The organism is Scytonema hofmannii PCC 7110 (assembly GCF_000346485.2).
Taxonomy (GTDB): Bacteria; Cyanobacteriota; Cyanobacteriia; order Cyanobacteriales; family Nostocaceae; genus Scytonema; species Scytonema hofmannii.
Map to the genome: position 1 here is coordinate 7,311,259 of NZ_KQ976354.1, position 12,980 is coordinate 7,324,238.

Here is a 12,980-nt window from a genome sequence, read left to right on the forward strand (position 1 = left end):
ATCATTCTTCGTTTATAACTGCTTATATTGTTCCGAACTCATCTGTTGATGAAAAAATTCTTGACAAGACTTTAAAAACCGTTGCGGAATTTCTAAATGCTCTCCCCAGTGCAAGTGAATATAAGAAGCGTGTAGGGAAGAAGGTAAACTCCATCCTTCGTATCCCGTAGATTCTTGAGAATCGTAGCGGTAAGTTTGAAATAGTGGTTGATGGGAAGTTAAAGTTAAACGGGAACGATGAAACTCATGCCCGCAAACAGTTGTACCTGCACGTATTAACAGACTATCTTGTTGGGCAATTGCTCGACGATATCCTAAAGTAAGATGCTTACCCATAACGGCTGTTGTTGGCAAAACACCTACCATTGACCAAGATTTACCTTCAAAATCAACAATTTCCTTGCATAAGTACATTAATCCCCCACACTCAGCTATTGTCGGCATTCCAGAAACAATAGCTGAGTTGATTGCTGTCAGGACGTTGGCATTTTCTGCTAATTGCCGTGCAAAAACTTCTGGAAAACCACCTCCAAAATACATTCCCTTAACGCCTTTTGGCAGTTCAGCATCTTCTAACGGACTCCAAAAAACGAGTTCTGCACCCAACTCTTGCAGTAAATCAAGATTGTCTTGGTAGTAAAAATTGAAAGCGCGATCGCGAGCAATTGCTACCGGAATTTTGTCTTTAGAAACGCAGCCTGTAGCAGACGAACGCGGATCATTTTCTCCTTTATCCGCGTTCGTCTGCGTGCATCTGCGGTGACAATTTTGTATTTCCACTTTTAATAGTGGCAGTAAGCGTTCCCAATCAAAGCAAGAATCTCCTAAATCGGCCAGTCGATTAATCAAAGCATCCATTTGAGGAAGTTCTGCTGTCGGGACTAAACCTAAATGGCGATCGGGAATTGTAATGTTGTCTTCGCGTCGTAACACTCCAAGAATTGGTAACTGTAACGGTTCGAGAGCATTTTTGAGAAGATCGAGGTGGCGATCGCTTCCTACACGATTCAGGACTACACCAACAATCTTAATTGTAGGATTATAAGAACGATAACCGTGAGCTATTGCTGCTACAGAACCAGATAATCGACTGCTATCGATAACCAGTACTACAGGTAAATCCAGCAGCTTTGCGATATGGGCTGTACTAGCATAGTTAGTCATTTGTCCTTTGTCATTTGCAGAGGACGAATGACCAATGACCAATGACGAAATTCCATCAAACAATCCCATCACGCCTTCGACTATGGCATATTCACAGAGTTGAGAGTGATATGTAAAACATTCCTGCACGTAAGTTTCAGAAGTTAGTACGGGGTCTAAATTACGACAAGCACGACCAGTGACGTACTGGTGAAACATCGGATCGATATAATCCGGACCAACTTTGAAAGACTGTACTTGAAAACCATGGCGACACAAAGACGCCAAAAAGGTGAGCACGACTGTCGTCTTGCCCACCCCACTTCGTTCTCCTGCAATAATTAAAGACATACGATTTTAGATTTTGGATTTTGGATTGAATTTGAAATCTAAAATCCAAAATCCAAAATCCAAAATTATTATTTAGCTAACTTCAGTACCTGAGATGTGATTGCAAGAATTTCTTCTAAGAGTGCTTCGCGACCCCAGCGTTGAACTTGCTGACTTAACAAAACTTCTGCTTTTTGCTCGGAAAGGGAAGTTACGTGTTGGAACAAACCTTGAGCTTGAGCACCGCCTTGTGTTTCTAACCGCATACAACCACCTGTCTCAGAACAGATGAGTGTGCCACAATTGGCTTGAGGATTGGTGGAACTGAGACGCAGAGCAATTAAGTCACCAGGAATATCGCCTACATCAGCAACTGGTACGCCTGCTAACTCTGCTTCTACTTGTCTTTGTTCTGATGTCAGGAAGCTAACTCGCGTGATGTCGTAATCCCCGCTTTCTTTTTGATAAGAAACGGGACGCCATTGCAATCTGCTTGCTAACCACCCCAAATACAATAATGCTTGTACGGAACTGCCTTTTTCGTAATCGATATTGACTTTATCGACTTCTGGTAAAGCAGCACGACGTTGTGGGGGATCGTAAGCTTCGGCTGTTAACTCTTGCCATCCTGAAAGACGACGCCAGTTGAGATCGGCTATAGGTACACCCTTTTCTACTAACTCTTGCAAGTTAAGCAAATCATTTTCTGGCTCGTTAAAGTAACAGGAATCTACAATGACGTTGTTACAAACTACTGACAGTCGCTTAAATAAGGGGTTGTTGATATCTGGTGTTCCCTTCCACCACAGGAACTTGGGCAACCCACCAATCATCAATGCTGGAATCATCCCGCCAATTCTTTCCAAAGCTGTAGCGGTTCCTGTGAGAGTGATGTACTCACAGCAGACGAGAGTATTTGAAGACTGTTTTTGGATGGGGCAGTAGGCAGAAACTTGAGCCTTGACACCTGTGTCTTCACCTGCTATTGGCGACAGGTTAATAATTCGGCATGGGTTGCGGATAGCTATTTCGTCTGCAATTGTGGGGCTTGCAGAACTTGAGCCATAGGGAGCACTTGTACCATTGCCATCACCTGTTGCACCATTGGTATGGCGTTTGGCAAATTCCTCTCGCAATAGGGCGATGGTTTCTTCTGTCGCTGTTCCAGTTTCTGCTAGTCCGTGCTTTTTCTGCATCTCCTTCAATGCTGCTTGCATCTGAGGTCCGAAGATACCATCAATGGGACCTTGGTAATATCCCAATGTCGCTAACAGAAGTTGAGTTTCTTCTGGTTCGTATACCACTAAAGTAAATGTGGTTGCCCTTGTAGCAGCAGGAAGTGTACCATCCTCGCCAGCAATGCCATAACTTTGCCAAATTTGATTGAGTTCCGCATCAATTTCTGTGAGCGAAACATCCTTGGGTGCCTGAAGTGAAAAAATTGTAGGAGCTTGGGAAGTCATAGTGATTTTGGATTTTGGATTTTGGATTTTGGATTTGTGATTTTAGATTTTGGATTGTTAGTTGTTAGTTATTAGTTGTTAGTTGTTATTTACTACTAACTCATAACCTTTACTTTTAATCGAAAATCTAAAATCTAAAATCTAAAATTCTTAAAGTCTTCGCCAACGGCGAGCATCTTGGTTAATCAAGAGTTCTGCTTCGGCTGGTTCCCAAGTACCGGCTTCATATTTGGGAACTGTTGCCGGATCTGCAGGTGCATCCCATACTGAAAGCACTGGTGTTACTACCTGCCAAGCCGCTTCCACTTCATCTGCTCTTGTAAATAGTGATTGGTCGCCCATCATACAATCTAGCAGCAAGCGATCGTATGCATCGGAGGTCGCTGCAATTCCGAAGGAACCGTATGTAAAATCCATGTCAACGGAACGAGTCCGGAATTCTGCCCCAGGCATTTTCACCTCAAAACGCAAAGAAATTCCTTCGTTTGGTTGAATTCGCATTGCTAAGATGTTACTACCCATCTGTTGGGAAGCAGATGGAAACATCCGAGAGGGAACTTCACGGAAGTGAATGGAAATCTCACTCACTTTTTTTGGCATCCGTTTACCAGTACGCAGGTAGAATGGTACTCCTTGCCAGCGCCAGTTATCAACCATGAACTTCACCGCTACATAAGTAGGTGTTGTAGATTCAGGATTAACCCCCGGTTCCTCATGATACCCAGACACGGGTTTCCCTTTCATCCAACCAGCACTGTACTGACCCCGTACTGCTGAACGGTGCAGATTTTGAACATCAGCTAAACGAGTCGCTTGGAGAACTTTAACTTTCTCTGTCCGTAGACTGTCGGCATCTAAAGCGTTAGGTGGTTCGATCGCTGTTAAGCAGAAAAGTTGCATGAGGTGGTTTTGCAACATATCCCGCAATGCACCAGAACTTTCGTAATACCCGGCTCGGTCTTCCACGCCTACTGTTTCTGCTACAGTAATCTGAACGTGATCGACAAAGCGACGGTTCCACAGTGGTTCAAAGATGGCGTTAGCAAAGCGGAACACCAACAAATTCTGAACTGTTTCTTTACCTAAGTAGTGGTCAATCCGGTAAACTTGGCTTTCGTGGCAATATTTCTGTACGACCCGGTTCAAGCTTTGAGCAGAGGCTAAATCCCGACCAAAGGGTTTTTCAATGACCAAACGATGCTTGTACTGGTCTTCTAACATACCCGCATTGCCAAGTTGCTTAATACCCTCAGCAAAGAATTTTGGCGCAACGGAAAGGTAGAAAATTCTATTTCCTCTAGTTCCGCGTTTTTCGTCTAATTCAGTTAATAAATTATTCAGCTTTTGGTAGCTTTCTGGGTTGTCCATATCCCCAGAACAATAATACAAACATTGGGAGAAATCTTGCCACAGCCCTTCTGGACCAAGCCCATCAGAAAACTCCTCAATACCCTGGCGCATCTGTTCGCGGAAGTAATCGTGAGTCCAGTCTCTCCGCGCTACGCCAACTATAGTGGTTTCGGGAGGAATGCGCCGTTCTTTGCGTAATTTGTAAAGTGCCGGCACTAGTTTGCGCTGAGTTAAATCGCCGGAAGCACCATAGATAACTATGATTTGAGGTTCGGGCATTCGTTGCTGTTGCAAACCAACCCGCAACGGGTTTTCTAGGAATGTGACCATAACAAGTTTGGATGTGAGTTTTGCGATAACGGGGATTGTTGGTGGTTAGTAGTTAGTTGTTGGTTGTTAGTTGTTAACCACTAACCACTAACTACTAACCACTAACCACTAACCACTAACTAAACAGGTGACAATTGTCTCACCTTAGTTTCTAAGGATTTCATCAACGATTCAAAGGGCTTGACAAACTTATCAATACCTTCCGTGAGGAGTTCATCCATGACAGTATTGATATCGATGTTGATGTCTGGATCTTTGAGGCTTTCGATGAGTTGGTAAGCTTCTTCTACTCCTGTTTCAAGGCGATTGGCTACGTTGCAGTGGTCGGCACAAGCGTCTATAGTCGCAGGTGGTAGGGTGTTTACAGTATCGGAACCGATTAACTCATCAACATACATCACGTCGCTGTAATTTGGGTCTTTGGTGCTGGTGCTTGCCCATAGCAAGCGTTGTACTTGAGCACCTTTGGCTGCCAATGCTTTCCAACGCTCGTCGTTGATAATCTTTTTGTACTCTTGATAAGCAATCTTGGCGTTAGCGATCGCAACTTTTCCTTTGACTGCTTTTAGCTTAGCTTCTACAGTGAGATCGTCAACGCCTTTTTGCAATTTAGCATCTATCTTACCATCAATGTTGGTATCGATCCGGCTGAGGAAGAAACTAGCAACAGAGGCAATTTTACTAATCTCCTTACCTTCTGCAACTCGTCTTTCCAAACCGCGAATGTATGCCCAAGCAGTATTGATATAGCTTTGAACGGAGAACAGCAGGGTCACGTTGACGCTGATTCCTTCGTAAATTGCTTGCTCAAAGGCTGGTAAACCCGCCTCTGTACCGGGAATTTTAATCATGAGATTTTCCCGAGCAACTTCTTTGTAGTAGCGACGGGCTTCTTTGATTGTTGCCTCAGTATCGTGAGCAATGGTTGGTGGTACTTCTATACTGACATAACCATCCAATCCCTGAGTTGCATCATAAACAGGGCGTAAAATATCACACGCATTGCGGATATCTGCAAAAGCTAGCGATTCATAAATTTTGTATGTCGGTAATCCAGCGCTGATTCCTGATTCAATATCAGCGTCATAAATGGCATTTCCTGCGATCGCTTTTTCAAAAATAGCTGGGTTAGAAGTAATCCCACAGATTCCTTTGTTTTCAACTAAGTCTTTGAGTTCACCCGATTGAACGATATCACGGCTCAAATTATCCATCCAGATACTTTGACCGAATTCTTTAATCTCTAGTAATTGATTAGTCGTCATAACTGTACCTGTTTTGTGTGTTTGTTAGTTGTTAGTTGTTGGTTGTTAGTTGTTGGTTGTTAGTTGTTGGTTGCTCTACTAACCACTAACCACTAACCACTAACCACTAACTAATGCCCATTCTGAATAAAAGACTCTACCTTCGCTACATCCTTTGGGCTACCAATAATCAAAGGTGTGCGTTGATGTAGCTTCTTTGGCACCACGTCTAAAATTTCCGTATGTCCTGTGGTTGCACGACCACCTGCTTGCTCGATAACATACGCTAAAGGAGCAGATTCATAAAGTAAACGCAATTTCCCTTCTGGTTTTGGAAGTGTTCCTGGGTAAAGAAACACACCACCTTGCAGCAATATTCTGTGGATATCGCTTACCATCGCCCCACTATAGCGAGCGGTATAACCTTCTGTTCTGTGGACATAGCGGATGTACTCTCGAATTGGTTCATCCCATTGCCAAAAGTTGCCCTCGTTAACACTGTATACGGAACCGCGATCGGGAATGCGAATGTTTTCGTCCGTAAGGATAAACTCCCCTAAACTGGGGTCGAGGGTAAATGAGTGAACGCCCTTACCTATAGTATAGATCAGCATTGTGCTGGGGCCGTAGAGTATGTATCCGGCAGCAATTTGCTTGCGTCCTGGAGCCAGTAAATCTCGTGCTTCTCCGTCGAGATCCGTTCCTTCCTGTTGCCGAATCGAGAAGATAGAACCCAAACTGAGGTTTGTATCAGTATTCGATGAGCCATCAATGGGGTCGTATAGCAGAGTGTAGCGACCTATGGGGCAGTTTTCGGGAATGTAATAGGGTTTTTCCATTTCTTCAGAGGCTAAGCGGCATACTAACCCGCTTTGCTTAAACACTGAGATAAAAACGTCATTGGCATAAACATCCATTTTTTTAACGGATTCTCCTTGTACGTTCACTTCCCCAGTAAATCCAAGAACCCCTTCCATTAAGCCAGCACGGCTGAGGCGACGTGCAACTAGCTTACCAGCCAGAGCAATTCGATTCATCAACGTACTCAAATCCTGTGCTTCAGGCGAAAAGCTCTGAAGTTGCTGTAGGACATGACGGGATAATGTAGTACAATCACGGTCTAACGCCCGGTCTGCTGCTTCGTTATTGAGCGACTCCAAAGATTCTGGCGCTTTAGTCATTGTTCTGTCCTCCCGTGCATAGTAGGTATTTACTTGATTCATCCCGTGCGTCACAACTGTTGGTTGCTGCCTCTATCTTAGAAAGGTAAATTGACCACTGAAATGTGTTTTTAGATAAACTAAAGAATCAATTCCAAATTGCGGCTATACCAAGCCAAAATCCCATCTGGAATGTGGAGCGTAGGGAGTAGGGAGTAGGGAGTGGGGGTATCCCTTTTTCAGAATTGGTTGCGGGATTTTCCCATGATTAGCTGATATGGAATGGTATACCCAGTAAATATACTTGTTAATTTTGAACGGATCGATCGCTGGTGCCATTTACCTATATTTCATCCTGTAGATAGACAGGCTGGCTCTGGCGAGCGCTACAATTGCTAGTTAATCACAAATTTGTTAATCCTACTGTTATTCAAGCACGCACTCGCTGGGAAACTTGATTGATGAGGATGTGTAAGCCAACCTCATAGTTAGTTTGTTGCTGCCAAACCTACTCTGGGAAAGCAAAATGTGGCAAGCTGTGACCTGTCTCACTTTGTCACAACTTGCCGAGGGCACTCCTATGAAAGTGCAAAAAACAACTGTTTCTAGAAAACTTAGCAGTTAATAGCTTGCGTAACTAGAAGACAATTTGTTATCATCGTATTCTGCTTTTAATAAGACTCTTGTTTTTTCACCCAACTACCTCGTCGGTTGCCATTATTGTTTTCTTCTCGTGGTTTGGCTTTATTAACCCTGAGTTGACGACCCATCCATTCTGCGCCATCCAATTCTGATATGGCTGCGTCCTCTTGGGTGTCTTCATTCATATCAACAAAAGCAAAACCCCGAAGTCGTCCGGTTTCGCGATCGGTAGGTAAAACAACTCTTTTGACCTCGCCGTATTCTGCAAATACAACTTTTAAGTCTTCTTCAGTGGCGCGGTAGGAGAGATTTCCAACGTAAATAGTCATGTGAATCACGTAAGTCGCAACGAAGAGAGAAAAGCTCAGCATAAAGGAACAGATAAAACAAAGAGCAAATGCTGCTTTAGTTGATCTGACTTGCAGGCAGAAAAATGTGTAATGAAGATGTAACTTTCGGCAGTTACGTCATTACAAAATTGCCATCTGTTAAGCTAAGTTTTCGCATACGCTCATATCATAACCGATCGTGTTGTTTTTCAAAGTATGAGATTTTACAAACATATATAAGATATAATCAGTCTCGCTTATATACCCAATTTTTTCTATAGTCAGTAGAATTTTATTGATTTTTTTAAGCGTTGAGAGAAAATTATACCTATTTCTATAGATGCGAAATTGACTTTTTAATACTCATTAACCTAAGTTAAGGGTAAGTAAACTGACCCTTAACTTGATATCCCAACAACTACATCCAAACGTTACTCAATAGAGATTGTTTGTGGACCATTAGCTTTGCCATTATGTGCCTGACTGGTCGCAGAACTGTAAGTATTTGTACTTAATTTTTCAGAAAGCCAACTTTTAACGGGGTCATCTGCAAGGTTTAGTTTTAGCATCCCAGAAACAAATCCACCCATGAAGGACATTGGGTGTTGGGCTAGTTGTTTAAATATTGGTGTTAATTCTTCAAGGAACATAACGAGTCTCCTAAGGAGTAGGGAGTAGGGAGTAGGGAGTAGGGAGTAGGGAGTAGGGAGTAGGGAGTAGGGAGTGGGAAGACTCCTCACCCCTACCCTAAATCCTAACCTCTAACCCCTTTCATTATTTTGTTCGGGCATCATGCATTTGTCTGAGTCACACCCTGCTGGTCCGGATTCCATTAACTCACCAAAATCATAGTTACTTAAAACGCCATGAAAATCATCTGTTTTACGGCGCATTTCTACTTGCTTCATAAACTGTTCGTATTGCTCTTTTGAAATTGGCTCAAAAGGCAAACGGGGGAAAGTTTGGAGATCGTCAAATCTTGCGAGCAGTGCAGCACTCATGTAACCTTCATCATCTCTGATGGCTTCATATATCCGAGTTCCCAAAGCTTCTACTTCATTTTCTCGGAGTTCAATGGTTGCTGAAGTGTTGTGTGTCACGTAAAACTTTTGAACTTGCATATAAAAATCCGTTTGGGCGAGGGCGCTAAATTGACTGATGTCGATTTCATCAGCACCTGGTAAATCAGCCCACAGTACAGAGACTGGGATCTCCACAAGCCATTCGCTGACTCGCGGATCGAAGGGATCGTTTAACAAATTACCCTGTTCGTCTTTATCAGATTGGGAGGGGATGACATTGTAGCCGTAGTCAATACAAGCTAAGGCAACTGGGTCATTTTTACCGAAGGTGATCCGCCGCAGAAATCTTTGTGCTTTGGGAGGATGCCATCCTGGGCTAGCACCTGTTAGTAAGGACTTGGTACCGCTAGGCTGAACTGTGGTGCAACGGTTGGGACGCTTGAGACCATGGCGATCGCAATAATCCCAAACAACACCATGAACGGTATCTTTCCAGAAACTTAAGTATTTTTGTTCTTGACCCTTAAACGCCAATCCTTGAGTTGTTTCTGGTCTTCCTTCTGCCCACCAACGCAACCAATCAACGCCAAAAGCATGGACAAAGAAATCAAATAACCCCGTGAAAGAAACACCCACAATTGGATCTAATTCCCGGCTGTACTGATAGCGGGGTTCAAGAAATTTGTGATGCAAAAGTGATGCTACAGAAAGCGCTCCTGCAGTGAAAGCTTCTTCTTGTTCTTTGTAGTTCAGTGGAGCGATTTGATTGAGGTGAACCTCAGCCAAGTTACAGTTTCCAGTTAGGGTATTGCCAAAAACTCCTTTATGACATTCTGGTTCATTAAAGCAGTAAGTATTGTGTAGTCCAGGCAATTCTTCAACACTTTTTACAACTTGCCATTTTCCTTTGTATTTTGCCTTTGTTCCTTTACTAACATTCAAGCGATGACAAGGAATTATACCACAGTCCGTTATTTGTAAGTAGTACAAATCCTGACTTCTAATACCATAGTTTGTTATTGCGCCTTTATAAGCACAAAGATTGAGCGATGAACGGATACCGCATTTAGTCAGTAATAATTGAACTCGATAAGCACGTTCGTAGTCAGAAATATAAATTCTGATACCGTTGCTTTTTGTGTTTGAGCCATCCGTATCGGCTAGACCTGCGATAAAGTTTAAGATAGCTGGACGGCTCCAGCTAGCAATTACATTTAGGGATTCTGGATTTGTCTTTAAGCTTTTCAAAAACTCTCCAGAAAAACCAAGATCTGTTACATCTATAAAAGTAGGTAAGTAGCTATAAATTCTTTCGCTAGACTTACTTCCTGCTACAGGTAAAGCCGATTTCTTTTCGTAAAGCCTAACTTTAGGATTGTTATTTCTATCTGTAGTTCCATCTCCTACAGCTATCCCTAAAGTATAGGCATACTCTGGGTCAATGTTTAATCCATCCTCATACTGAATAGTGAAAGGTTCTGTGTGAATTGTATATGGGCTAGTATCCATCAAATCCTTTGTTTGGACTTCCTGATACACTTTGTCAAAGCGATCCTTCACAAAAAAACGATGATACTCAGTTACATCTATGTAAGAACCATCGCCAAAACGAACTCGATACAGCTTGCGATCGCTACCTGTCTTCAAAGGTATTACTTGGCTCCATTTTTGTCCATTCCAGATTTCAACCTCCGAGCCTACAATTTCCTTAATTTTGTGCATTCCATCTCTAGTAATGAGTAAAGTTTCACCACTCACACAATGGAAGTTACTACCAATGATCTCGCCACATGGGTTCAGACCAAACCGAGCTAAACGATGCTCTAACTCGTTAACATCAATAGGATAACGTTGTTGCAACCAAGCTTCTGCTTTACCTTGAGCATAAGCCTTGAGAAAATCTACTTTTTGTTCGTGGCTTTTTAATAGGTCACAATTAGCTCTGGCTACAGCTTCACCAGCCCATTGAATTGCACCTTCGCCACTGTAGTATTGTTTGCGGACAGCATCAATACATTCTTCTAATGTTGGTTTGTAGTGGAATACTCTGCTGTGGTTTGCCATCCTGAGAGCATCGCGTTCTGGATCGATTCGCCAGTTACCATTTTCGTCTTGCTGCCAAAGATTAGATTTCGCGTCTGCAAATAAGCGATCGTCGCCAGAACCTTGACGAATACCTGCAGATCTTCGAATATTGCCAGCGACAATTGTGACAGCAGCTTCATCAATCAACAAACAGCATTCAACAGAATTTAACTGTCTTCCTACAGCTTTATTTAAAATCAATGCACAACGCTCGTAAAGCCCAGGCAATTTGACAGGATTGGCAACTCCTCCAAAGCCGTTAAGTGGCTCTCCTGCTTTACGTACATCACTAATATCGACAATCACTTGAACTTCTTGTGTAAACCGTTCATTGGTTGAGAGTTCCAACAATCTTTGATAAGACTGTACCCAACCTTGGCGACTATCTCCAACATAAATTGTTACGAGATTGCCCTCTATTTTAACTTCTGTTTCCTCACGACGCTGTTCGGTTCGGGTACTACCGATTTCTCCTTGAACTTTGACTATGAGGCGATTGCGGATGGGAGGGAGTTGATTGATATATTTGGGTTCTAGAACTGCTCCAGTACCGCAGCCCATCATCGCTAAGTCCATCATTAGACCAAAAGCACTCCAGTCTACAGCATTAGTAGACGTGCAATTGTATGCTCCAGAAAAATTCTTTTGCTGCAATAACCAGTCTGTACCTCCAACCCACAACCATCTTCCACTAGGTAATGCTTTCAAATTTCGCTGCATCCGACTTAGGATCTCAGCCTCTTCTGGCAGAAGCTGACCCAATTCAATTAAGCCCGATAACGTGCGATCGCAAACTTGTTCCCAAGTTTCTCTCACTCCAGCCTCTTTACGGCGGCTGTAAGTTCTAAAAAACACTGGGTTGGCTGCTGGGGCTGTTTCGGGAAATGTGGTACTCTTTAGACGTTCTCTTTCTAGCTCGCGAACCATAATCAAGTCTTGTTGCTTTTTGACATAGATTACGACTATACGCCAAGTAGATGAGAGGGTAAAGATTGCAAAATTCGGAGATTTACGCTAAGTCTAAGGATATACTCAATGCAGCTAGCACCTAATACTAAATCCGCTTTTATCACTCCCTTTAAGCCTAAACGACTGAAGTCGTGGCTACACAAACGAAGTCACGGGCGGACTAGATGATAAAAGGGATTTGCTATAAGCTGTTATCACTTGGTCACTGGTTACTGCTCACTGTTGGAGGATAGTTGGAAACTCTTGCGCCATGGCGATCGCCTCTTGCTCGTGCTCTTCATCGCAATCGTAGCGATTCCCATTCCCGATATTTTCAACTAGCAACCGTTCAAGCTGATGGGCGTCCTGCCAACCGTACTGTTGTATTTCGAGGCTTTCTTGAAGATACCAACTATCTAAAAATTATTACTGATACTCGAAGTCAAAAATTTAATCAAATAAAGGATCGAGCTTGGGGAGAAGCTTGCTGGTATTTTACGAACACTCGCGAGCAATTTCGTTTTGCAGGCGAACTGGTACTTGTAGATGCTAATCATCCCGATCCAAAAATGCAAAAAGCCCGTCAGATTGCGTGGCAAGAGATTTCAGACAACGCCCGCTTGCAATTCGCTTGGCCAGCTCCCGGTGAATCGAGAAGCTCGCAAGAGGCTTTCTCTCCATCACCTCCTGATTCAACTTTGCCTCTCTCGAATTTTTGTTTGTTATTGCTCGATCCCGTTCAAGTGGATCATCTTGAATTACGAGGCGATCCCCAAAATCGATGGTGTTATTTGCAGGATGAATCACAGACTTGGTCTGTTGTAGCAGTGAATCCTTAATAGACTTCCAAATAAAAAAATCTCCTAAAATTTCTTGTGGTATGGTGCTCACAGCCCGCTACTCATATAGGACGGGCAGGGACGCCCCGTTCCAC

General features: G+C 43.1%; 9 protein-coding genes. 1 reads left to right on the forward strand and 8 read right to left on the reverse strand.

Features of this window, described 5'->3' with window-relative positions; all coding sequences use genetic code 11:
- Positions 1 to 12 precede the first annotated feature (12 nt).
- The 8 genes from WA1_RS30610 to nrdJ form a co-directional block, all read right to left on the reverse strand.
- Positions 13 to 1,494: a cobyrinic acid a,c-diamide synthase CobB gene (locus WA1_RS30610; RefSeq protein WP_017740497.1), complete on the reverse strand. Its 1,482-nt coding sequence runs from the start codon at positions 1,492 to 1,494 to the stop codon at positions 13 to 15.
- A gap of 68 nt (positions 1,495 to 1,562) precedes the next feature.
- The gene (gene opcA / locus WA1_RS30615; protein WP_017740496.1) at positions 1,563 to 2,936 is read right to left on the reverse strand and encodes a glucose-6-phosphate dehydrogenase assembly protein OpcA; all 1,374 of its coding nucleotides are present in this window, start codon (positions 2,934 to 2,936) and stop codon (positions 1,563 to 1,565) included.
- A gap of 150 nt (positions 2,937 to 3,086) precedes the next feature.
- Entirely contained in the window at positions 3,087 to 4,616 is a 1,530-nt protein-coding gene (zwf, locus tag WA1_RS30620; RefSeq protein WP_017740495.1) for a glucose-6-phosphate dehydrogenase, read from the reverse strand.
- Positions 4,617 to 4,735: 119 nt separating this feature from the next.
- Positions 4,736 to 5,881, reverse strand: coding sequence for a transaldolase (tal, locus tag WA1_RS30625; protein WP_017740494.1), 1,146 nt, complete (start codon positions 5,879 to 5,881; stop codon positions 4,736 to 4,738).
- Between the two features lie 110 nt (positions 5,882 to 5,991).
- The gene (gene fbp / locus WA1_RS30630; protein ID WP_017740493.1) at positions 5,992 to 7,041 is read right to left on the reverse strand and encodes a class 1 fructose-bisphosphatase; all 1,050 of its coding nucleotides are present in this window, start codon (positions 7,039 to 7,041) and stop codon (positions 5,992 to 5,994) included.
- Between the two features lie 650 nt (positions 7,042 to 7,691).
- Positions 7,692 to 7,991, reverse strand: coding sequence for an RNA recognition motif domain-containing protein (locus tag WA1_RS30635; RefSeq protein WP_026134365.1), 300 nt, complete (start codon positions 7,989 to 7,991; stop codon positions 7,692 to 7,694).
- 431 nt (positions 7,992 to 8,422) lie between these two features.
- On the reverse strand, positions 8,423 to 8,641 hold the full coding sequence (locus WA1_RS30640; protein WP_017740491.1) for a ssl0294 family protein: 219 nt from the start codon (positions 8,639 to 8,641) through the stop codon (positions 8,423 to 8,425).
- A 111-nt stretch (positions 8,642 to 8,752) separates the two neighbouring features.
- Complete coding sequence (gene nrdJ / locus WA1_RS30645; protein ID WP_017740490.1) at positions 8,753 to 12,025, reverse strand: ribonucleoside-triphosphate reductase, adenosylcobalamin-dependent; 3,273 nt, start codon at positions 12,023 to 12,025, stop codon at positions 8,753 to 8,755.
- A 275-nt stretch (positions 12,026 to 12,300) separates the two neighbouring features.
- Here nrdJ and WA1_RS30650 point away from each other — a divergent pair, with 275 nt between their 5' ends.
- Positions 12,301 to 12,885 carry an Npun_F5749 family FMN-dependent PPOX-type flavoprotein gene (locus tag WA1_RS30650; protein WP_017740489.1) on the forward strand — a complete coding sequence of 195 codons (585 nt, stop codon included), beginning with the start codon at positions 12,301 to 12,303 and terminating at the stop codon, positions 12,883 to 12,885.
- Positions 12,886 to 12,980: the final 95 nt, after the last annotated feature.